This window comes from Micromonospora sp. HB375 (assembly GCF_017872985.1).
GTDB classification, from domain to species: domain Bacteria; phylum Actinomycetota; class Actinomycetes; order Mycobacteriales; family Micromonosporaceae; genus Micromonospora; species Micromonospora chalcea.
The window spans coordinates 6,235,013-6,257,259 of the sequence record NZ_JAGGJO010000001.1; the positions used below are offsets into that span (position 1 = coordinate 6,235,013).

20 protein-coding genes and 3 tRNA genes are annotated in these 22,247 nt (G+C 69.4%); all 23 read right to left on the reverse strand.

The annotated features are described in order from the left end of the window. Nucleotides 1–3: 3 nt before the first annotated feature. Nucleotides 4–312, reverse strand: coding sequence for a 30S ribosomal protein S10 (rpsJ, locus tag J3R08_RS27675; RefSeq protein WP_007073037.1), 309 nt, complete (start codon nucleotides 310–312; stop codon nucleotides 4–6). Between the two features lie 355 nt (nucleotides 313–667). After that, complete coding sequence (tuf, locus tag J3R08_RS27680; protein WP_013288635.1) at nucleotides 668–1,861, reverse strand: elongation factor Tu; 1,194 nt, start codon at nucleotides 1,859–1,861, stop codon at nucleotides 668–670. A gap of 223 nt (nucleotides 1,862–2,084) precedes the next feature. Continuing rightward, nucleotides 2,085–4,181 (reverse strand): elongation factor G, encoded by a 2,097-nt coding sequence (gene fusA / locus J3R08_RS27685; RefSeq protein ID WP_030501610.1) that lies wholly within the window; start codon nucleotides 4,179–4,181, stop codon nucleotides 2,085–2,087. A gap of 75 nt (nucleotides 4,182–4,256) precedes the next feature. Continuing rightward, nucleotides 4,257–4,727 (reverse strand): 30S ribosomal protein S7, encoded by a 471-nt coding sequence (gene rpsG, locus J3R08_RS27690; RefSeq protein ID WP_013288637.1) that lies wholly within the window; start codon nucleotides 4,725–4,727, stop codon nucleotides 4,257–4,259. A 1-nt stretch (nucleotide 4,728) separates the two neighbouring features. Beyond that, on the reverse strand, nucleotides 4,729–5,103 hold the full coding sequence (gene rpsL / locus J3R08_RS27695; protein ID WP_007465318.1) for a 30S ribosomal protein S12: 375 nt from the start codon (nucleotides 5,101–5,103) through the stop codon (nucleotides 4,729–4,731). A gap of 502 nt (nucleotides 5,104–5,605) precedes the next feature. Then, nucleotides 5,606–5,977, reverse strand: coding sequence for a hypothetical protein (locus tag J3R08_RS27700; protein ID WP_176722859.1), 372 nt, complete (start codon nucleotides 5,975–5,977; stop codon nucleotides 5,606–5,608). A gap of 331 nt (nucleotides 5,978–6,308) precedes the next feature. Beyond that, nucleotides 6,309–6,677: a hypothetical protein gene (locus J3R08_RS27705; protein ID WP_064446843.1), complete on the reverse strand. Its 369-nt coding sequence runs from the start codon at nucleotides 6,675–6,677 to the stop codon at nucleotides 6,309–6,311. Nucleotides 6,678–6,779: 102 nt separating this feature from the next. Next, a complete protein-coding gene (locus J3R08_RS27710) occupies nucleotides 6,780–10,667 on the reverse strand; it encodes a DNA-directed RNA polymerase subunit beta' (protein ID WP_043328234.1) in 3,888 nt (1,295 codons plus the stop codon). Between the two features lie 120 nt (nucleotides 10,668–10,787). Beyond that, nucleotides 10,788–14,219, reverse strand: coding sequence for a DNA-directed RNA polymerase subunit beta (locus J3R08_RS27715; RefSeq protein WP_030501613.1), 3,432 nt, complete (start codon nucleotides 14,217–14,219; stop codon nucleotides 10,788–10,790). 572 nt (nucleotides 14,220–14,791) lie between these two features. Further along, nucleotides 14,792–15,181: a 50S ribosomal protein L7/L12 gene (gene rplL, locus J3R08_RS27720; RefSeq protein ID WP_043328232.1), complete on the reverse strand. Its 390-nt coding sequence runs from the start codon at nucleotides 15,179–15,181 to the stop codon at nucleotides 14,792–14,794. Between the two features lie 54 nt (nucleotides 15,182–15,235). Then, nucleotides 15,236–15,784 (reverse strand): 50S ribosomal protein L10, encoded by a 549-nt coding sequence (rplJ, locus tag J3R08_RS27725; RefSeq protein ID WP_013288643.1) that lies wholly within the window; start codon nucleotides 15,782–15,784, stop codon nucleotides 15,236–15,238. Nucleotides 15,785–16,101: 317 nt separating this feature from the next. Next, on the reverse strand, nucleotides 16,102–16,791 hold the full coding sequence (locus J3R08_RS27730; RefSeq protein ID WP_209963271.1) for a hypothetical protein: 690 nt from the start codon (nucleotides 16,789–16,791) through the stop codon (nucleotides 16,102–16,104). Next, entirely contained in the window at nucleotides 16,788–17,678 is an 891-nt protein-coding gene (locus J3R08_RS27735; RefSeq protein ID WP_209963275.1) for an ATP-binding cassette domain-containing protein, read from the reverse strand. The genes J3R08_RS27730 and J3R08_RS27735 overlap by 4 nt, the downstream gene beginning before the upstream one ends. A gap of 83 nt (nucleotides 17,679–17,761) precedes the next feature. After that, a complete protein-coding gene (rplA, locus tag J3R08_RS27740; protein ID WP_030501617.1) occupies nucleotides 17,762–18,478 on the reverse strand; it encodes a 50S ribosomal protein L1 in 717 nt (238 codons plus the stop codon). An 88-nt stretch (nucleotides 18,479–18,566) separates the two neighbouring features. Beyond that, nucleotides 18,567–18,998 carry a 50S ribosomal protein L11 gene (gene rplK, locus J3R08_RS27745; protein ID WP_013288647.1) on the reverse strand — a complete coding sequence of 144 codons (432 nt, stop codon included), beginning with the start codon at nucleotides 18,996–18,998 and terminating at the stop codon, nucleotides 18,567–18,569. Nucleotides 18,999–19,185: 187 nt separating this feature from the next. Further along, complete coding sequence (gene nusG, locus J3R08_RS27750) at nucleotides 19,186–19,908, reverse strand: transcription termination/antitermination protein NusG (RefSeq protein ID WP_030501618.1); 723 nt, start codon at nucleotides 19,906–19,908, stop codon at nucleotides 19,186–19,188. 35 nt (nucleotides 19,909–19,943) lie between these two features. Continuing rightward, nucleotides 19,944–20,351, reverse strand: coding sequence for a preprotein translocase subunit SecE (gene secE, locus J3R08_RS27755; protein WP_030501619.1), 408 nt, complete (start codon nucleotides 20,349–20,351; stop codon nucleotides 19,944–19,946). A 214-nt stretch (nucleotides 20,352–20,565) separates the two neighbouring features. Next, nucleotides 20,566–20,638 (reverse strand) — tRNA-Trp (locus tag J3R08_RS27760). A gap of 127 nt (nucleotides 20,639–20,765) precedes the next feature. After that, nucleotides 20,766–21,158: a MaoC family dehydratase gene (locus tag J3R08_RS27765; RefSeq protein WP_030501620.1), complete on the reverse strand. Its 393-nt coding sequence runs from the start codon at nucleotides 21,156–21,158 to the stop codon at nucleotides 20,766–20,768. Between the two features lie 4 nt (nucleotides 21,159–21,162). After that, nucleotides 21,163–21,609: a MaoC family dehydratase N-terminal domain-containing protein gene (locus J3R08_RS27770; protein WP_030501621.1), complete on the reverse strand. Its 447-nt coding sequence runs from the start codon at nucleotides 21,607–21,609 to the stop codon at nucleotides 21,163–21,165. A gap of 119 nt (nucleotides 21,610–21,728) precedes the next feature. Then, nucleotides 21,729–21,896 carry a 50S ribosomal protein L33 gene (rpmG, locus tag J3R08_RS27775; RefSeq protein WP_013288652.1) on the reverse strand — a complete coding sequence of 56 codons (168 nt, stop codon included), beginning with the start codon at nucleotides 21,894–21,896 and terminating at the stop codon, nucleotides 21,729–21,731. A 129-nt stretch (nucleotides 21,897–22,025) separates the two neighbouring features. Beyond that, nucleotides 22,026–22,098 (reverse strand) — tRNA-Met (locus J3R08_RS27780). Between the two features lie 25 nt (nucleotides 22,099–22,123). Then, nucleotides 22,124–22,196: transfer RNA gene (locus tag J3R08_RS27785), tRNA-Thr, on the reverse strand. Nucleotides 22,197–22,247: the final 51 nt, after the last annotated feature.

Consider the following 22,247-nt stretch of genomic DNA (forward strand, 5'->3'; position numbering starts at 1 on the left):
TCCCTACAGCTTGATCTCGATGTCGACGCCAGCCGGCAGGTCGAGGCGCATGAGCGAGTCGACCGTCTTCGGGGTCGGGTCGATGATGTCGATCAGACGCTTGTGCGTACGCATCTCGAAGTGCTCGCGCGAGTCCTTGTACTTGTGCGGCGAGCGGATGACGCAGAAACGGTTGATCTCCGTGGGCAGCGGCACCGGGCCAGCGACCTGCGCCCCGGTACGCGTCACCGTCTCGACGATCTTCCGAGCCGAGGAGTCGACGACCTCGTGGTCATAGGCCTTGAGCCGGATGCGGATCTTCTGTCCCGCCATGGTGGCTTCTGTTCCTTCTCTCGATGCCGCTGTGTTGCGGGCGCCTGTACCGGCTGGCACAGGCCCACTTCCGCCGACCCCCGCGGTCGGGCGTGTCGCGCCCGTGGGCCAGGCTCCGCCCCGGGACTCCGGAGCGATTCTCTGACCACGCGGTGGGTCATGGCGCCGATCGCGGGGGCCGCGACCTGGACGCCGCGCGAGGGTGGTTGACCGCCGATGGCGATCAACCACCCTACGCGAGACAGTCTGACTCCCGGAGGTCCAGCGTTAACCGGACGCAGGCGACCGACTGTCGTTACGCAACCTGACTAGTATGCCGCACGACCGGCGGCGACGCTAATCGGGGTTACCCAGCTCACTTGATGATCTTGGTGACGCGACCCGCGCCGACCGTACGACCACCCTCGCGGATCGCGAACTTCAGGTTCTCCTCCATGGCGATGGGCTGGATCAGCTTCACCGTCATCGAGGTGTTGTCGCCCGGCATGACCATCTCGGTGCCCTCGGGCAGCGTGACGACGCCGGTGACGTCCGTGGTCCGGAAGTAGAACTGCGGGCGGTAGTTCTGGAAGAACGGGGTGTGCCGGCCGCCCTCCTCCTTGGAGAGGATGTAGACCGTCGCCTCGAACTCCGTGTGCGGGGTCGTGGTGCCCGGCTTGATGACGACCATGCCGCGCTCGACGTCCTCGCGCTTGATGCCGCGCAGCAGCAGACCGACGTTCTCACCCGCGCGGGCCTCGTCGAGCAGCTTGCGGAACATCTCGATGCCGGTGCAGGTGGTCTTCATCGACTTCTCACGGATGCCGACGATCTCCACCTCCTCGTTCGGCTTGAGGATGCCGCGCTCGGCGCGACCGGTCACCACGGTGCCGCGACCGGTGATCGTGAAGACGTCCTCGATGGGCATGAGGAACGGCTTCTCGGTCTCGCGCTCCGGCTGCGGGATCGCGGTGTCCACGGCGTTCATCAGGTCCAGGAGCTTCCCGGTCCACTCCGGGTCACCCTCCAGGGCCTTCAGCGCCGAGACCCGGACGACCGGCAGGTCGTCACCCGGGTACTCCTGCGAGGAGAGCAGCTCACGGACCTCGAGCTCGACGAGCTCCAGGAGCTCCTCGTCGTCGACCATGTCGCTCTTGTTGAGCGCCACGACGATGTACGGCACACCGACCTGACGGGCCAGCAGCACGTGCTCGCGGGTCTGCGGCATCGGGCCGTCGGTCGCCGCCACCACCAGGATCGCGCCGTCCATCTGCGCGGCACCGGTGATCATGTTCTTGATGTAGTCGGCGTGACCGGGGCAGTCGACGTGCGCGTAGTGACGCGCCTCGGTCTGGTACTCGACGTGCGCGATGGAGATCGTGATGCCGCGGGCCTTCTCCTCCGGCGCCTTGTCGATCTCGTCGAACGGCGTGTACGGGTTCAGGTCCGGGTACTGGTCGTGCAGGACCTTGGTGATGGCCGCCGTCAGCGTCGTCTTACCGTGGTCGATGTGACCAATGGTGCCGATGTTGACGTGCGGCTTAGTCCGCTCGAACTTCGCCTTCGCCACTGGTGTCCTCCTGTGGACTTTCTTGGTTCGTTCGCCCCGGCGCGCCGTTCGGCGCTTAGGACTCTGTCGACAGCCTTTCCGGCCGGAAGGCCGGAGAGCTTTTGTGGGTTCTGCGGCGATGAAGCCTACAGGCCCGGTCTCACGCAATCCGATCGAGGTGGCCGCGGGCGGGAGAACCCTCCCGCGACCGCCCTCGTGTCATCGGATCAGCCGAGGGTGAGTGTCACTCACCCGTCGCCTTGGCGATGATCTCCTTGGCCACCGAGTTCGGAACCTCGGCGTAGGAGTCGAACTGCATGCTGTAGCTAGCCCGGCCCTGGGTCTTCGACCGCAGGTCGCCGACGTAGCCGAACATCTCCGACAGCGGCACCAGGGCCCGGACGACGCGAGCGCCGCTGCGCTCCTCCATCGCCTGGATGATGCCACGCCGGGAGTTGAGGTCGCCGATGACGTCACCCATGTTCTCCTCAGGAGTGGTGACTTCAACGGCCATCATCGGCTCGAGGAGAGCGGGGTCGGCCTTGCGGGCCGCCTCCTTCATCGCCATCGAGCCGGCGATCTTGAACGCCATTTCCGACGAGTCGACCTCGTGGTACTGGCCGTCCACCAGGGTGAGCTTGACGCCCACCAGGGGGAAGCCGGCGAGGATGCCGTACTGCATGGCGTCCTGCGCGCCCGCGTCCACCGAGGGGATGAACTCCCGGGGGATGCGGCCACCGGTCACGGCGTTGGCGAACTCGTAGGTCGGGGCCTCGTTGCCGAGCGGCAGCGGCTCCACGCTGATGATCACGCGGGCGTACTGGCCGGAGCCACCGGTCTGCTTCTTGTGGGTGTACTCGACCTTCTCCACCGCGCGGCGGATGGTCTCGCGGTACGCCACCTGCGGCTTACCGATGTTCGCCTCGACGTTGAACTCGCGGCGCATCCGGTCGACCAGGATGTCCAGGTGCAGCTCGCCCATGCCGGAGATGACCGTCTGACCGGTCTGGTCGTCCAGCTTGACGCGGAAGGTCGGGTCCTCCTCGGCCAGCCGCTGGATGGCGGTGCTGAGCTTCTCCTGGTCGGCCTTGGTCTTCGGCTCGATGGCCACCTCGATGACCGGCTCCGGGAAGGTCATCGACTCCAGGATGACCGGGTTCGCCGGGTCGCACAGCGTGTCACCGGTGGTGGTCTGCTTCAGACCCTGCACCGCGATGATGTCGCCGGCCTGGGCGGAGCTGCGCTCCTCCCGCTTGTTGGCGTGCATCTGGTAGATCTTGCCGATCCGCTCCTTGCGGTCCTTGGTGGAGTTGATCACCTGAGAACCGGACTCGAGCGTGCCGGAGTAGATCCGGACGTACGTCAGCTTGCCGAGGTGCTTGTCGGTCTGGATCTTGAAGGCCAGGCCGGAGAACGGCTCGGAGACCGAGGGCTTCCGCTGCAGCGGGGTCTCGCCGTCGGTGGCCGTACCCTCGATCGCCGGGATGTCCAGCGGCGAGGGCAGGTACGCGACGACCGCGTCCAGCATCGGCTGGATGCCCTTGTTCTTGAAGGCGGTACCGGTGAGGACCGGGTTGGCCTTGCCGGCGATGGTGGCCCGGCGGATGGCGGCCTTGATCTCGTCGGCCGAGATCTCCTCGCCCTCGAGGTACTTCTCCATCACCGAGTCGTCGACGTCGGCGAGGGTCTCCATCAGCTTCTCGCGCCACTCCGCGGCGGAGTCGGCGAGGTCGGCCGGGATCTCCTCGACCGCGTAGTCCTCACCCTTCTGGGTCTCGCCGCGCCAGGTGAGCGCACGCATCTCGACCAGGTCGACCACGCCGATGAAGTCGGACTCGGCGCCGATCGGGATCTGGAGCACCAGCGGGGTGGCGTTGAGCCGGTCGATCATCATCTGCACGCAGCGGAAGAAGTCGGCGCCGGTCCGGTCGAGCTTGTTGACGAAGCACATCCGGGGGACGTTGTACTTGTCCGCCTGCCGCCAGACGTTCTCCGTCTGGGGCTCCACGCCGGCCACGCCGTCGTAGACCGCGACCGCACCGTCCAGAACCCGCAGCGACCGCTCGACCTCGACCGTGAAGTCGACGTGGCCGGGCGTGTCGATGATCTGGATCGTGTGGCCCTTCCACTCGCACTTGGTGGCGGCGGAAGTGATGGTGATACCGCGCTCCTGCTCCTGCTCCATCCAGTCCATGACGGCGGCGCCCTCGTGGACCTCACCGATCTTGTACGTGATGCCGGTGTAGAACAGGATTCGCTCGGTGGTAGTGGTCTTACCGGCATCGATGTGGGCCATGATGCCGATGTTGCGTACGTTGGCGAGCGCGTCTGCGGCGGCCACTTCAATCCCTACTTATCGTCGTCTCGACACAACTGGTGGCGGTTCCGGCGCCTGCCGGCGCCGGAACCTCAGGTGTTACCAGCGGTAGTGCGCGAAGGCCTTGTTGGACTCGGCCATCTTGTGCGTGTCCTCACGCCGCTTGACGGCGGCGCCGAGGCCGTTGCTCGCGTCCAGCAGCTCGTTCATCAGCCGCTCGACCATGGTCTTCTCGCGCCGGGCCCGGGAGTAGGTCACCAGCCAGCGCAGACCGAGCGTGGTCGCGCGGGACGGCCGGACCTCGACCGGAACCTGGTAGGTGGCGCCACCGACACGGCGGCTGCGCACCTCGAGGGTCGGCTTGACGTTGTCCATCGCGCGCTTGAGCGTGACGACGGGGTCGGTGCCGGACTTCTCGCGGCAGCCCTCCAGGGCGGCGTACACGATGCGCTCGGCGAGCTGACGCTTGCCGCGCAGCAGGATCTTGTTCACCAGCTGGGTGACCAGGGGCGAGTTGTACACCGGGTCAGCGACCAGCGGCTTCCGCGGAGCGGGTCCCTTACGCGGCATGTCAGCTCTTCTCCTTCTTCGCGCCGTAGCGGCTGCGAGCCTGCTTGCGGTTGCGGACACCCTGGGTGTCCAGCGAGCCGCGCACGATCTTGTACCGCACGCCGGGGAGGTCCTTCACACGACCGCCGCGCACGAGCACGATCGAGTGCTCCTGAAGGTTGTGGCCGACGCCCGGGATGTAGGCGGTCACCTCGATCTGGCTGCTGAGCTTGACACGAGCGACCTTGCGCAGCGCCGAGTTCGGCTTCTTCGGGGTGGTGGTGTACACGCGGGTGCACACGCCGCGCCGCTGGGGAGACCCCTTGAGCGCCGGGGTCTTGGTCTTGGTCGTCTTGGCCTGACGGCCCTTTCGGACCAACTGCTGAATGGTGGGCACCGGGTTTCTCCGCTCCCTTCGGCCGCTGCGAGGCGACCGCGCCGTCTGCTCCAGCCGTCCGGATGGGCGGCTCTCCTACATTCCAACCGGGGCCGCCTGACGGCGTCCCAGCACCCGCGGTCGGGCGTGTCGCCCAAGTCACGGTCCCGGTGCCAGCCGCTGGCGCGTCGTACCGGGTTGTTTGGTCTTGATGGTGCGACCGCGCGATTCACCGGCTGACCGGTTCCAGCGCACGCACGCATTGCCCGGGCGAGCCCGGGCACAAGGGGAAAGAGTACCTACCACAGCCGCGCCGGTCAAAACGGATGGGTCGGGAGGACCGCTGCCGCGGTCCGCCGGGCCGGTCTCCGGATCGCCGACGCGCCCATGATGGGCACCTACAGTGACAAGTGTACCGGCTCGTCCGCCGCGCGGCCCGGCGGCCCCGACACAGCCCACCCCCCGGGCACCCGGACATACCGGTCGCGGCAGGTCACCGGCCGCGCCGGCCCCACCCGGGGCCTCAGGTGATCTGCACCACGAGGGCCAGCCCGAGCCCGACCAGGCTGAACAGCAGCCCCACCCCGCCGCAGGAGAGCCCGGCCACGGCCAGGCCGGCGCCGGTGAACCGCACCGCCGGCGGCGGCGCCGGCCGCCGGATCTGCCGCCGGGCCAGCAGCCCGGCGACCACCGCGCCGACCCCGATCAGCGCGCCGAGCACGGTGAACGCGCCGGCCGCCCAGGCGCCACCGTAGTCCGGCCCGGCGATACCGAAGCAGAAGACCAGAAGAGAAACCAGAATCGCGGCGATCCCCGCGATCAACGAGCCGATGGCGAGCCCCGAGGTGACCGGCGGCACGTCCAGGTGGACCACCCCGAACGGCGTACCCGGCACCGCGTCGACCCGCTTCGGCGGCCGCGGCGCCTCGGCCGGCGGCGGCGGGAACGCCGACCCCCAGCCCCCGTGGCCGGGCGCGCTTCCCGGCGCCGGCCACCCGCCGCCGTGACCCGGCGCGTTCCCCGGGTACGCCCCGTGCGGGTGATGCGCCGGCGCGGACGCGGAACCCGGCGGATACGGCCCCGGGCGGTTCGGGTCGCCTCCCGGCGCGGCCGGTTCCGTCACGGTTCCTCCTGTCCACACCCGCCCGCCACCCGGCGGACACCGGCCAGGCTACCGTCGCCGGTCACGGCCGGGTGGGCGGGCGCGGCTCCGCTCCCCCGCCCGGTCAGTCGAAGTTCGGCGCGAAGTCGTGGCCGAACGAGCCGTCGGCGTACCGGACCACGCCGATCACCACCGCCGCCACCACCGCCGCCGCGGTCAGCACCAGACCGGTCCGCGCCATCTGCTCGCCGCGCCGCAGCCAGTCGCCGCCGGTGAGATAACCACCAGATGTGTACGCCTCGCGGCGCGCCTGCCGGGCCAGCGTGAGCGCGATCGTGGCCGGCACCGCGCCGCCGACGAACAGACCGGTGAGCGCGCCGATCAGGCCGAGCGCGAAGACCGCCCGCGCCTTGGTGGAGCGGACCGGCTCCGGGTCGTGCGGATGGCGGTGCGCCTGCGGCACGACGGGCGCCGGCCCGGGCACTGTCGTCATGCCCTCCATCATGCCCCGGATCCGGTTCCCCGGTCCCGGCAAGCCGGCCCGGACGCGACGAGGCCCCCGGCTGCTGCCGGGGGCCTCGTCGTTTCCTGGTGCTTAGCGGTACGACCCGAAGTCGAAGTCGTCCAGCGGAACCGCCTGGCCGCTGGCCGGCCCGAAGCCGTAGTCGGTCTCCGGGTAGCCGGTCATCGAGTAGACCTTGGCCTTCGCCTCCTCGGTCGGCTCGACCCGGACGTTGCGGTACTTGCTGATGCCCGTACCGGCCGGGATGAGCTTACCGATGATCACGTTCTCCTTGAGGCCGATCAGCGAGTCGCTGCGGGCGTGGATCGCCGCGTCCGTCAGCACCCGGGTGGTCTCCTGGAAGGAGGCCGCCGACAGCCAGGAGTCGGTGGCCAGCGAGGCCTTGGTGATACCCATCAGCACCGGGCGACCGGCGGCGGGCTCGCCACCCTCGCCGACGAGCCGGCGGTTCTCCGACTCGAACAGCGCCCGGTCGACCAGCACACCCGGCAGGAACTCGGTCGAGCCGGAGTCGATGACCGTCACCCGCTTGAGCATCTGGCGGATGATGATCTCGATGTGCTTGTCGTGGATGAGCACACCCTGCGAGCGGTAGACCTCCTGGACCTCCTGGGTCAGGTGGACCTGGACCGCGCGCGGGCCGAGGATGCGCAGCAGCTCGTGCGGGTCGATGGTGCCCTCGGTGAGCTTCTCGCCGACCTCGACGTGGTCGCCGTCGTGCGCCCGGAGCCGGACCCGCTTCGAGATCTTGTCGTAGACGATCTCGTCGCTGCCGTCGTCCGGGATGACCACGATCTTGCGGGACCGCTCGCCGTCCTCGATCCGGATGCGACCGGGGGTGTCGGCGATGGGCGCCTTACCCTTCGGCACCCGGGCCTCGAAGATCTCCTGGACACGGGGCAGACCCTGGGTGATGTCCTCACCCGCGACACCACCGGTGTGGAAGGTACGCATCGTCAGCTGCGTACCCGGCTCACCGATCGACTGGGCGGCGATGATGCCGACCGCCTCGCCGACGTCCACGGTCTTGCCGGTCGGCAGCGAGCGGCCGTAGCACGCACCGCAGACGCCCAGCTTCGACTCGCAGGTGAGCACGCTGCGCACCCGCACCGTCTCGGTACCGGCGGCGACGATCGCGTCCACCAGGATCGAGTTGATGTCCTGGCCGCGGTGGGCCACCACGGTGCCGTCCGGCCCCTTGATGTCGTCGGCCAGCGTCCGGGCGTGCACGCTGGTCTCGGCGTGCTCGTGCACGACCAGCTTGCCGTCGATGCGCTCGCCGACCTGCATCGGGATGGCGCGGTCGGTGCCGCAGTCCTCCTCGCGGATGATGACGTCCTGCGAGACGTCCACCAGACGCCGGGTCAGGTAACCCGAGTCGGCGGTACGCAGGGCGGTGTCCGCGAGACCCTTACGGGCACCGTGCGTGGAGATGAAGTACTCCAGCACGGACAGACCCTCCCGGTAGCTGGCCTTGATCGGCCGCGGGATGATCTCACCCTTCGGGTTGGCCACCAGACCACGGATCGCCGCGATCTGCCGGAGCTGGAGCAGGTTACCGCGGGCGCCCGAGTTGATCATCTTCCACAGCGGGTTCTCCTGCGGCAGCGCGGTGTCCATCTCCTTGGCGACCTCGTTGGTCGCCTTGGTCCAGATCTCGATGAGCTCGCCGCGACGCTCCTCGGCGGTCATCAGACCACGCTGGTACTGCTTGTCGATCCGGTCGGCTTCCTTCTCGTACCGCTCCAGGATCTCCCGCTTGCGCGGCGGAGCGATGACGTCCTCCATGCCGATGGTGACGCCGGACCAGGTGGCCCAGTGGAAACCGGCCTCCTTGAGCCCGTCCAGGGTGGCCGCCAGGGCCACCTTCGGGAAGCGCTCGGCGAGGTCGTTGACGATCGCGGAGAGCTGGCCCTTGCGGATCTCGTAGTTCACGAAGCGGTAGCCCGGGGGCAGCGTCTCGTTGAACAGGACCCGGCCCAGCGTGGTCTCCACGGTCACCGGCTCGCCCTCGGTCCAGCCCTCGGGGGCGGTCCACGGCTCGGCGCCGGCGCCGTTGTCCACACCGACGACGTCGCGCAGCCGGATCCGGACCGGCGCCTGCAGGTGCAGCTCGCCGTTGTCGTACGCCATCCGCGCCTCGGCGTCCGAGCTGAACGCCCGGCCCTCGCCCTTGCCACCCGGAGTGAGGTGGGTGAGGTGGTAGAGACCGATGACCATGTCCTGGGTGGGCATGGTGACCGGCTTGCCGTCGGCCGGCTTGAGGATGTTGTTCGACGACAGCATCAGGATCCGCGCCTCGGCCTGGGCCTCGGCGGACAGCGGCACGTGGACCGCCATCTGGTCACCGTCGAAGTCGGCGTTGAACGCGGTGCAGACCAGCGGGTGGATCTGGATGGCCTTGCCCTCGACCAGCTGCGGCTCGAAGGCCTGGATGCCCAGACGGTGCAGGGTCGGCGCGCGGTTCAGCAGCACCGGGTGCTCGCCGATGACCTCTTCCAGCACGTCCCACACGACCGGCCGCTGCCGCTCGACCATCCGCTTGGCGGACTTGATGTTCTGCGCGTGGTTGAGGTCGACCAGCCGCTTCATCACGAACGGCTTGAACAGCTCCAGCGCCATCTGCTTGGGCAGGCCGCACTGGTGCAGCTTGAGCTTCGGGCCGACCACGATGACCGAACGGCCGGAGTAGTCGACGCGCTTGCCGAGCAGGTTCTGGCGGAACCGGCCCTGCTTGCCCTTGAGCATGTCGGACAGCGACTTCAGGGGCCGGTTACCGGGGCCGGTGACCGGACGACCACGACGGCCGTTGTCGAACAGCGCGTCGACGGCCTCCTGGAGCATCCGCTTCTCGTTGTTGACGATGATCTCGGGCGCGCCGAGGTCGATCAGCCGCTTGAGGCGGTTGTTCCGGTTGATCACACGCCGGTACAGGTCGTTCAGGTCGGAGGTCGCGAAACGGCCACCGTCGAGCTGCACCATCGGGCGCAGGTCCGGCGGGATGACCGGGACGCAGTCCAGCACCATGCCGAGCGGCGAGTTCCGGGTGTTCTGGAACGCCGCGACGACCTTGAGCCGCTTGAGCGCCCGGATCTTCCGCTGGCCCTTGCCGGAGCGGATGGTCTCGCGCAGGTTCTCCGCCTCGGCCTCCAGGTCCATGTTCTGGACCAGGGCCTTGATCGCCTCGGCGCCCATGCTGCCGGTGAAGTACTCACCGAAGCGGTCGCGCAGCTCGCGGTAGAGCAGCTCGTCGGTGACCAGCTGCTTCGGCTCCAGCTTGCGGAAGGTGTCGAGGACCTCGTCGAGGCGGTCGATCTCGCGCTGGGCCCGGTCGCGGATCTGGCGCATCTCGCGCTCTCCGCCCTCCTTGACCTTGCGCCGGACGTCCGCCTTCGCGCCCTCGGCCTCCAGCTCGGCCAGGTCGGCCTCCAGCTTGGCGGCCCGCTTCTCGATCTCCGAGTCGCGGCTGTTCTCCGCCTGCCGCTTCTCGGCCAGGATCTCGTTCTCGATGGTCGAGAGGTCGCGGTGACGCGCTTCGGCGTCCACGCTCGTCACGACGTACGAGGCGAAGTAGATGATCTTTTCGAGGTCCTTCGGGGCGAGGTCCAGCAGGTAGCCCAGCCGGCTCGGCACGCCCTTGAAGTACCAGATGTGGGTCACCGGAGCGGCCAGCTCGATGTGACCCATCCGCTCCCGGCGAACCTTGGAGCGGGTCACCTCGACGCCGCAGCGCTCGCAGATGATGCCCTTGAAGCGGACCCGCTTGTACTTACCGCAGTAGCACTCCCAGTCCCGCTGAGGACCGAAGATCTTCTCGCAGAAGAGCCCGTCCTTCTCCGGCTTGAGGGTGCGGTAGTTGATGGTCTCGGGCTTCTTGACCTCGCCGTGGGACCACTGACGGATGTCGTCAGCGGTGGCGAGGCCGATGCGCAGCTCGTCGAAGAAGTTGACGTCGAGCACTATGTCCCCTATGTCGTCGTCTTTACAGCTAGATCATGGGCGGGGTCGGGGGCCGGCCGGCCCGCGTCGGGATCAAGACTGACCGCCCAGAGCGGGCCGGTCGGCCCCCGACCTCACCACTTACACCTCTTCGACCGAGCTCGGCTCGCGCCGGGACAGGTCGATGCCCAGCTCCTCCGCCGCCCGGAACACCTCGTCGTCGGTCTCGCGCATCTCCAGGGCCACACCGTCGCTGGAGAGCACCTCGACGTTGAGGCACAGCGACTGCAGCTCCTTGAGCAGCACCTTGAACGACTCCGGGATGCCCGGCTCGGGGATGTTCTCGCCCTTGACGATCGCCTCGTAGACCTTGACCCGGCCCAGGACGTCGTCGGACTTGATGGTCAGCAGCTCCTGCAGGGCGTAGGCGGCGCCGTACGCCTGCATGGCCCAGCACTCCATCTCACCGAAGCGCTGGCCACCGAACTGCGCCTTACCACCCAGCGGCTGCTGCGTGATCATCGAGTACGGACCGGTCGACCGGGCGTGGATCTTGTCGTCGACCAGGTGGTTGAGCTTCAGGATGTAGACGTAGCCGACCGCGATCGGGTCGGGCAGCGGCTCGCCGGAACGACCGTCGAACAGCTGCGCCTTGCCGCTGCCCCCGATGAGCTGGTTGCCGTCCCGGTTGGGCAGGGTCGACGCCAGCAGACCGGAGATCTCCTCCTCGCGGGCACCGTCGAAGACCGGCGTGGCCACGTTGGTGTCCGGCTCGGACTCGTGCGCGTTGATCGAGCGGAGCTGGCGCTTCCACTCCTCGTCGTCGCCGTCCACGCTCCAGCCGGTCTTGGCCACCCACCCGAGGTGGGTCTCCAGGACCTGGCCGATGTTCATCCGGGACGGCACACCGAGCGGGTTCAGCACGATGTCGACCGGGGTCCCGTCCTCCAGGAACGGCATGTCCTCGATCGGCAGGATCTTGGAGATGACGCCCTTGTTGCCGTGGCGGCCCGCGAGCTTGTCACCGTCCTGGATCTTGCGCTTCTGGGCCACGTAGACCCGGACCAGCTCGTTCACGCCCGGGGGCAGCTCGTCGCCGTCCTCGCGGGAGAAGGTACGCACACCGATGACCGTGCCGGTCTCGCCGTGCGGCACCTTCAGCGAGGTGTCCCGGACCTCGCGCGCCTTCTCGCCGAAGATCGCGCGGAGCAGCCGCTCCTCGGGGGTCAGCTCGGTCTCACCCTTCGGGGTGACCTTGCCGACCAGGATGTCGCCGGGGACGACCTCGGCGCCGATCCGGATGATGCCGCGCTCGTCGAGGTCGGCGAGCATCTCCTCGCTGACGTTCGGGATGTCGCGGGTGATCTCCTCCGGGCCGAGCTTGGTGTCCCGGGCGTCGACCTCGTGCTCCTCGATGTGGATCGAGGTGAGCACGTCCTGCTGCACGAGGCGCTGCGACAGGATGATCGCGTCCTCGTAGTTGTGGCCCTCCCAGCACATGAACGCCACCAGCAGGTTGCGTCCGAGCGCCATCTCGCCCTCGTCGGTGCACGGACCGTCGGCGATGACCTGACCGGCCTCGACGCGGTCGCCCTCGAAGACGACCGGCTTCTGGTTGACGCAGGAGCCGGCGTTGGAGCGGCGGAACTTGTGCAGCAGGTACGTCCGGCGGTGGCCGTCGTCCTGGTGGACCGTGATGTAGTCCGCGCAGAGGTCCTCGACCACACCGCCGACCTCGGCGACGACCACGTCACCGGCGTCGACCGCGGCACGGTACTCCATGCCCGTACCGACGAGCGGGGCCTCGGCCTTGACCAGCGGCACCGCCTGACGCTGCATGTTCGCGCCCATGAGCGCGCGGTTGGCGTCGTCGTGCTCCAGGAACGGGATCATCGCGGTGGCGACCGAGGTCATCTGCCGCGGCGACACGTCCATGTAGTCCACGGCGCCCGGCGCGACGTCCTCGGTCTCGCCGCCCTTACGGCGGACCAGGACGCGGTCCTCGGCGAAGGTGCCGTCCGACTTCAGCGGGGCGTTGGCCTGCGCCTTGACGAACCGGTCCTCCTCGTCCGCGGTCAGGTAGTCGATCTGGTCGGTGACCCGGCCGTCGATGACCTTCCGGTACGGCGTCTCGATGAAGCCGAACGGGTTGACCCGGGCGAACGTGGAGAGCGCGCCGATCAGGCCGATGTTCGGGCCTTCCGGCGTCTCGATCGGGCACATCCGGCCGTAGTGGGACGGGTGCACGTCCCGGACCTCGAAGCCGGCCCGCTCACGGGACAGACCACCAGGGCCGAGCGCGCTCAGCCGGCGCCGGTGGGTCAGGCCCGCCAGCGGGTTGGTCTGGTCCATGAACTGGGACAGCTGCGACGTGCCGAAGAACTCCTTGATCGCCGCCACCACCGGGCGGATGTTGATCAGGGTCTGCGGCGTGATCGCCTCGACGTCCTGGGTGGTCATCCGCTCGCGGACGACCCGCTCCATCCGGGAGAGACCCACCCGGACCTGGTTCTGGATCAGCTCGCCCACGGTACGCAGGCGACGGTTGCCGAAGTGGTCGATGTCGTCGGCCTCGTAGCCCTCCTCACCGGCGTGCAGCCGGCAGAGGTATTCCACGGTGGCGACGATGTCGTCCTCGGTGAGCGTGCCGGTGGTGATCGGCACGTCCAGCTCGAGCTTCTTGTTGAACTTGTAGCGCCCGACCTTGGCGACGTCGTACCGCTTCGGGTTGAAGAAGAGGTTGTCGAGCAGGGTCTGGGCGTTCTCACGGGTCGGCGGCTCGCCGGGGCGGAGCTTCCGGTAGATGTCGAGCAGGGCCTCGTCCTGGCCGGCGATGTGGTCCTTCTCGAGCGTGGTCATCATGAGCTCGGACCAGCCGAACTTCTCACGGATGCGCTCGGCGGACCACCCGATGGCCTTGAGCAGGACGGTGACGGCCTGGCGGCGCTTGCGGTCGATGCGAACGCCGACCGTGTCGCGCTTGTCGATGTCGAACTCCAGCCAGGCACCCCGGCTCGGGATGACCTTGACGCTGGAGAGGTCGCGGTCGGAGGTCTTGTCCGGCTGCTTGTCGAAGTACACGCCCGGCGAGCGGACGAGCTGGCTGACCACGACGCGCTCGGTGCCGTTGATGATGAAGGTGCCCTTCGGCGTCATCATCGGGAAGTCACCCATGAACACGGTCTGGCTCTTGATCTCGCCAGTGGTGTTGTTGGTGAACTCCGCGGTCACGAACAGCGGCGCGCAGTAGGTGAGGTCCTTCTCCTTGCACTCCTCGATCGAGGCCTTGACCTCGTCGAAGCGCGGAGCCGAGAAGGAGAGCGACATGGTGCCGGAGAAGTCCTCAATGGGACTGATCTCGTCGAGGATCTCCGCGAGACCCGAGCGTGCGTGCGGGTCGTCCGCCGACCGGCCCTGCCAAGCCTCGTTGCCGACGAGCCAGTCGAAGGACTCGTTCTGGATGGCGAGGAGGTTGGGGACCTCGAGGTGTTCGGTGATCCGACCGAAAGAAACTCGGCGGGGCGCGAATGCGCTCGACGTACGACTGGTCTTCGCAGGGCGGGAAGCTGCCAAGATGCGTCCTTCCGAGGACCGGTGCTGCAGAACGGCTGGTACGCGTGCACTCCAATGACCCCACCAGAATTATCCGTAAACGGACATTTCCGAGCAGGGGTCAAGTCGGAAGGCAGCGCAAACTAGCAGTGTAGCCGAGAGGCTAACCGCTGTCCAGCCCACCCCGCAGGTCGTCGCGGAACAAGCCCTGGGACCTCGGAAAACCGGGTCGTCCGGGCCGCTCGGAACGCGACGCTCCTGCCGGTCCGCTCGGGTGCCGCGGCGGCGGTGCTGCCGTTGCCATTACCCGAGTGGCGGCCGTTGCAAGCGCGGAAAGTCTTGCTGATGTCAGCGTGCCTGGCAGGCCGGTGCCGCGTCAAGGGCCGGTTACCGGTCGGGGTGTCTTTCCCACCGACGGGCTACCGACAGACGCCACTGACCAGCCGGCACACGGGCCGTCGTACGCCCTGCTCACACCGCTGCCGTCCGGGACCACCAACACGGCGGGCGGCGATCCGATTCCGGATCACCGCCCGCCGCGACGCGGTGTGCCCCGGCTCACGTGAGCCGGACGCGCGTCAGGTGGAGCAAGGTCACTTCATGGTGACCTTGGCGCCCTCGCCCTCGAGCTTGGCCTTGGCCTTCTCGGCGGTCTCCTTGTTGACCTTCTCCAGGACGGCCTTCGGCGCGGCCTCGACCAGGTCCTTGGCCTCCTTGAGGCCCAGGCCGGTCAGCTCACGCACGACCTTGATGACCTGGATCTTCTTGCCACCGTCGGCGTCGAGGATGACGTCGAACTCGTCCTTCTCCTCCTCGGCCGGGGCGGCAGCGCCGCCGGCGGCCGGGGCGCCCGCGGCCACGGCGACCGGAGCGGCGGCGGTGACCTCGAAGGTCTCCTCGAACTGCTTCACGAACTCGGAGAGCTCGATCAGCGTCATCTCCTTGAACGCGTCGAGCAGCTCGTCGGTGCTGAGCTTCGCCATGTCTGGCGTCCTTTCTCGCAATGAAAACTAAGAACGTGGTGCGCCGGGAGGGCCTCAGGCCGCCTCGGCGCCCTCCTGCTCGCGCTTCTTGTCCGCCAGGGCGGCCGCCGCGCGGGCGGCCTTGGAGAGCGGCGCCTGGAACAGGGCCGCGGCCTTGCTCAGGTTGCCCTTCATCGCGCCGGCCAGCTTGGCCAGCAGCACCTCGCGGGACTCCAGGTCGGCGAGCTTCGTGACCTCGGCCGCGGAAATGGCCTTGCCCTCGAAGACACCGCCCTTGATGACGAGCTTCGGGTTGGCCTTCGCGAAGTCGCGAAGCCCCTTCGCCGCCTCGACGACGTCGCCCGAAACGAAAGTCAGCGCGGTAGGACCGGAGAACAGCTCGTCGAGGCCGGAGATGCCCGCATCGGCCGCGGCACGCTTGGCAAGCGTGTTCTTCGCGACCGTGTAGCTGGTCTCCTTGCCGAGCGAGCGCCGCAGCTGGGTGAGCTGCGAAACCGTGAGCCCGCGGTACTCGGTGAGCACGGTCGCCCCCGCGTTGCGGAAGCTCTCGGTCAGCTCGGCGACGGCCGTGGCCTTGTCGGCCCGGATCGGCTTGTCCGCCATGTCCCTCCTCTCTCGTTGCTCGGAGCTGGTACGCCGGCGACGAGCCAAGGCTCGACGGCGGCGGCGGAGGCATCACGACAACGAAAAAGCCCCGGCGCAGGGCGCACGGGGCGAGGGCCGGCGGCACGGGCACAGTCGGCGGACCATGCATGACACCGATTTTCGCTTACCGCCCTGCGCGGGTCGCCCGTCGTCGCGGGACCTTCGACCGTGCCGGGGCACGGTGACCAGCGGTCTTTGGGTGGAACTACCGCACCAGGTTACGCGACCGGGACCGCAGCGCCAAATCGCGCCCCGGTGCTCCCGGTCACCGCGCCTCAGGCCCGGGTGCGGCGGGCCCGGGCGTAGCCGGTGAGCGCCACCGCCGCCCAGAGCGCCGCCCAGCCGGTGAGCAGCAGGCCGGCACCGGTGGCGACCGGCCCGGTGACCTCCCGCGCGGTCGCCATGACCGGTGGGGCCAGCCACGGCGCGACCGAGCCGGAGAGCCCCAGAACCACCACCCCGACCGCGCCGGTCACCAGCACCGCCACCCCGTAGCCGGCGCTGCGGGTCACGGCCCGGCTGGCCAGCGCGCCGAGCGCCACCGCCGCGGGCAGGGCGAGCAGGTGCGCCCAGAGCCCGAGCGCCACCCCCACGAGCACCGGCCGCTCCCCCGGCGCGACGGCCGCGGTCACCCCGCCGAGCGGCCACGGCAGCGCCAGCGCGACCACCACCACGGCGAGCCCGGCCACCAGCGCGGCGAGCAGCCCGGCCGCCCACTCCCGGCCCGGCCCGACCACCACCCGGGCCAGCCGGCGCTGCACGTCGGGCTCGACGTCCAGCAGGATCTTGGTCTGCCAGGCCAGCACCGGGAACAGGACCACGGCGGAGACGCCGTAGGCCTCCGCCGGGCGGGCCCGGCCGCCGCCGTGGAGGACGCCCAGGGCGAGCAGGCCGGCCAGCACCGGCGCCAGCGCCCGTCCGGTACGCAGGAAGCCGGCCAGCCGCAGCCGGACCAGCGCGATCACCGGGCCACCTCCGGCGCCGGCCCGGGGCGGCCCGAGTCCCCGGCCCCGGCGTCAACGTGGCCCACCGGGCCGGATAGCGCGTCCGCATCCGGGCAGTCGTCATCGGCGGACGGGCCGACGGAGGCCGGCACCGGGTGCGTGGCCGGAGGCGGGACGGCGTGGTCGCGTACCCGAAGGATCTGGTGGCCGTCGGCGCGCAGGCGGGCGACGGCGGCGGCCAGCCCGGCGGCCGGCACCGCCAGCTCGACCACGGCGACGGCAGCGCCGCCCGACGGGGCCTGCTCGGTCACCGTGCCGTCGGTGACCGACCAGTGCCGGGCACCGGGCAGCCGGACGGTCTCGCCCCGGTGGTCGCTCACGAGTACGGCGCCACCGGCGGCCAGCACCTCGCCGATGATCTCGGGGACCGCCTCGCGGGCGGCGGCGTCCAGCCCCTCCCAGGGCTCGTCGAGCACCAGCAGGCCGGGCGGGCGCAGCAGCGCCTGCGCCAGGCCGACCTTCTGCGCGGTGCCCTTGGACAGCCGGGGCAGACGGACGTCGTGGAACCGGGCCAGGCCGAGGCGCTCGACCCAGTGGCGCACCGCCCGGTCGGCGGCGGGACCGGGCAGGCCGGCGACGCGGCCCATGGCGGTCAGGTAGGCCCCGACGGTGAACGGCTGGTCGGCGGGGAAGCGCTCCGGCACCCAGCCGGCCACCGGCGGCCGGTCGGCGACGCGGCCCCGGGACGGACGCAGCACCCCGGCGGTGAGCTGCAGCAACGTGGACTTTCCGGCCCCGTTGCGGCCGAGCACCACGGCGACCTCACCCGGGCCGACGGCGACGTCGACCTGCCGCAGGACCCAGGGGCCGTGCCGGTGGTAGCGGAACCACACGCCGTCGAGCCGCATGCGCCGAGACTGCCACACCGGACAGACGAACGGGGCCCCGCCACGACCTGGTGGCGGAGCCCCGTCCGGGACGTGCTGGTTGCTCAGGCCTCGGTCGAGGCCTCCTGCAGGTTCTTCACGACCTTCGGGTCGACCGGGACGCCCGGGCCCATGGTGGTGGTGAGGGTGATCTTCTTGAGGTACGTGCCCTTGGCCGCGGACGGCTTGGCGCGCAGCACCTCGTCCAGCACCGCGGCGTAGTTGTCGACCAGCTGGGCCTCGGAGAAGGAGGCCTTGCCGATGATCAGGTGCAGGTTGGAGTGCTTGTCCACCCGGAAGGTGATCTTACCGCCCTTGATGTCCGAGACGGCCTTGGTGACGTCCATGGTCACGGTGCCGGTCTTCGGGTTCGGCATCAGACCGCGCGGGCCCAGGATCCGCGCGATCCGGCCGATCTTGGCCATCTGGTCGGGCGTGGCGATCGCCGCGTCGAAGTCCAGCCAACCGCCCTGGATGCGGGCGACCAGCTCGTCGGTGCCCACCTCGTCAGCACCTGCGGCGACGGCCTCCTCGGCCTTCGCGCCGGCGGCGAAGACGATCACGCGGGCGGTCTTACCGGTGCCGTGCGGCAGGTTGACCGTGCCGCGGACCATCTGGTCCGCCTTGCGGGGGTCGACGCCGAGGCGCATCGCGACCTCGACCGTGGCGTCGAACTTGGTGTTGGTGGTGTCCTTGGCCAGCTTGACGGCCTCGACCGGGGTGTAGAGCTTCGACCGGTCGATGACCTCGGCGGCCTTGCGGTAGCTCTTGCTGCGCTGCATTTCTGGTGACTCCTGTGGTCTCTGGCGGGCGCGCGGCGTGCGCGGCCCTCCCACGAACAGAAAGATCGGGTGGAGCGGTGGAGCGAGATCAGTCGGCGACGGTCAGGCCCATCGACCGGGCGGTGCCGGCGATGATCTTCTCGGCCTGGTCGATGTCGTTGGCGTTGAGGTCCGCCATCTTCTTCTCGGCGATCTCGCGCAGCTGGGCGCGGGTGACCGAGCCGACCTTCTCCTTGTGCGGGACGCCCGAGCCCTTCTGCACACCGGCGGCCTTGATCAGCAGCCGGGCGGCGGGCGGGGTCTTCAGCACGAAGGTGAACGTGCGGTCCTCGTAGACGCTGATCTCGGCGGGGACGATGTCGCCCCGCTGGGACTCGGTCTGCGCGTTGTAGGACTTGCAGAACTCCATGATGTTCACGCCGTGCTGGCCGAGCGCGGGGCCGACCGGCGGCGCCGGGGTGGCCTGGCCCGCCGGCAGCTGAAGCGTGAACGTCTTGACGAGCTTCTTCTTCGGAGGCATGTCTCTTCCTGGGGCTTGAAACTGGGATTCTCGCCGGTCCGCGGGCGCGCACGGTCAGCGCGGTGCGGACAGCCGACGTTCTAGGGTAGCGCAGCCGCCGGCCACCCTCCGCGCCGAGGTCGGTGGGTGGCGAAACGGCGCACCGGCGGCCACCCCGGAAGGGGCGGGCCGCCGGTGCCGACGTACGTCAGATCTTGGCGACCTGGTTGAAGTTCAGCTCGACCGGCGTCTCCCGGCCGAAGATCGACACCAGCACCTTGAGCTTCTGCTGGTCGGCGTTGATCTCGCTGATCGTCGCCGGCAGCGACGCGAACGCGCCGTCGGTGACGGTGACCGAGTCGCCGACCTCGAAGTCGAGGACCTTGACCTCGGGCTTGGCCTTCTTCTGCTCGGTCTCGACCGCCGGGGCCAGCCACTTGAGCACCTCGTCGAGGCTCAGCGGCGCCGGCCGGTCGGCCCGGTCGGTCGCGCCGACGAAGCCGGTGACCCCCGGGGTGTTCCGGACGCAGGAGTAGGACTCGGCGGTCAGCTCCATCCGGACCAGGATGTAGCCCGGGAAGACCTTCGCCTGGACCTGCGACCGCTTGCCGTTCTTGACCTCGACCTCTTCCCGGGTCGGCACCTCGACCTGGTAGATGAAGTCCTCCATGTCGAGGGAGGTGATCCGGGTCTCGAGGTTGGTCTTGACCTTGTTCTCGTAGCCGGCGTACGAGTGCACCACGTACCAGTCGCCGGGCGCGTAGCGCAGCTTCTGGCGCAGCTCGGCGACCGGGTCGAAGTCCTCGTCCGGGGCCGGCTCGGTGGTCGGGAACTCCGGCTCGCTGGCGGCCTCGACCGACTCGTTGTTGGCCGCCGTCGCCACCGTGGACTGGTCGTCCGGGGTTCCGGCGGTCTCGTCGTACTCAGGCACGCTCGCTCACTTCCGTCAGTATCGCTGTCCGCAGGTCAGCTCGGCTCGCCGAAGACCCACAGCACCGCCTTGGCGAAGCCGTAGTCCAGGCCGGCCACGATCGCCAGCATCACCGCGACGAAGGTGACCACCACGGCCGTGTAGGTCAGCAGCTCCTTGCGGGTCGGCCAGATGACCTTACGCAGCTCTGCCACGACCTCGCGGAAGAACCGCGCGATGCGGGCGAACAGCCCGATCCGCTCGGTGTCCTTGCGGGTCTTCCGGCCCTCGGCCGGCTCGGCCTGCGCCCGCTTACGGGTCGCGGTGCCGCCCCGGGAGACCGGCTCGTCCGCGTCGGTGGCGTCGTCGTCGGCCACGTCGTCGTCGGCCACGCCGTCGACGGTCGCGTCGTCGTTCAGACGCTCGTCGCCGTCGTCCTCGCCGCGGCGCTTGCTCTTGGCCACTTCGCCCTCCGTGCGGGATATGGGGTCGCACGCCGGGCGGCGTGCGCGGCGTGTTGGTCACGCCGGCCGGACCAACCGTCCCGCGACGGGCCGCGGCCGGCGGACCGGCCGGGAGGGCCCGAGCGCCTCGGAACCACCCCACCGGTGCCACCACCACGGGCCGGACGCCGCCGGTGAGGGCGACGCGACCCACGGAACGGTCAGGCCTGAGGCGCAGGGGTGACAGGACTTGAACCTGCAGCCTGCGGTTTTGGAGACCGCTGCTCTGCCAATTGAGCTACACCCCTGTGCGGCAACTCACCTCCACCCGGACACGCTGTGCCGAGCGGGGGTCACTTGCCCCACGGCGGACCAGTGTACGGGTAGTCGTGCGACTTTCCCAACCGGTCTGCCCCTCGCGCGTCGGGCGGACCCTCAGCGCGTCGTGCGGATCAGTGCCCGGGCCTGCGACAGCACCTTCTCGCCCTGGCAGGTGGCGGTGATGTCGAGCCTGGTCAGACCGTCTTCGGTGACCTCCTTGACCACCGCCGACACCTCGATCTCGGTGCCCTCGTCGGTGTCCGGGACGACCACCGGCCGGGTGAACCGGACGCCGAAGTCGACCACCGCGTCCGGCGCGCCGGCCCAGCCGGTCACCGCGCGGCCGACCAGGGCCATGGTGAACATGCCGTGGGCGATGACGCCCGGCAGCCCCACGTCGGTGGCGACGCGGTCGCTCCAGTGGATCCGGTTGAAGTCGCCCGAGGCGCCCGCGTAGCGGACCAGGTCCGCGCGGGTCACCCGGTACGTCTGGGTGGGCAGCTCCATGTCCTCAGGCCTCCCCGCGTACGACGATCTTGGACCAGACGGCGACCACCGGCTCACCGTCCACAGTGCTCACATCGGTGCGGGTGGTCAGGAAGCCGTGCCCGCCCCGGGTGGTGACCTCCTCGATGGTGCTCACGCACACCAGCTCGTCGCCGGCCACCACCGGCCGGGTGTACGCGAACCGCTGGTCGCCGTGCACCACGCGGCTGTAGTCGACGCCGAGCGCCGGATCCTCGACGATCTGCCGGCTCGCCGCCATCGTGACGAGCACCGGGAACGTCGGCGGGGCCACCACGTCGGCGTGGCCGAGCGAGCGGGCCGCCTCCGGATCGTGGTGGGCCGGGTCGGTCGCGCCGATGGCGGTGGCGAACTCGCGGATCTTTTCTCGGCCCACCTGGTAGGGGGCGGTCGGCGGGTACGTCCGGCCGACGAAGGACGGGTCCAGGGACATGCCGCCGAACCTACACGGAAAACACGAACGCCGATCCGCCCGGTCGGGCGGCCCGGAGGCCACCCGTCAGGTGGATCGGCGTACGCGAAGCTGGTGCCGACCGGCTGCGCCGGTAGCGATCAGCGGGTCTCGCGGTGAACGGTGTGCTTGCCGTCCCGGGGGCAGAACTTCTTCAGCTCGATGCGGTCCGGGTCGTTACGGCGGTTCTTGCGCGTGATGTAGTTGCGCTCCTTGCACTCCACACACGCCAAAGTGATCTTCGGCCGAACATCGGTCGCCTTCGCCACGGCGGAGTGCCTTCCTCGCTCACGGAACAACTACGGCGTGTCAGCCTACGCGCTGACAACGCGGACATGCAAAGTGGGCGCCTGTGGCGCCCGTCCCACCGACCACCGGGTGTACCCGGAGGACGAGAGTAGCGGTGGCCGGACTTGAACCGGCGACACAGCGATTATGAGCCGCTTGCTCTGCCATCTGAGCTACACCGCCGTGGCGGGTCCAGCCGGACCCTCTGAGCCCCCTTACGGAATCGAACCGTAGACCTTCTCCTTACCATGGAGACGCTCTGCCGACTGAGCTAAGGGGGCCTGCCCGATCACCCCGGGGGGTGTCGCGCAGGGGAAACAGTACACGACCGC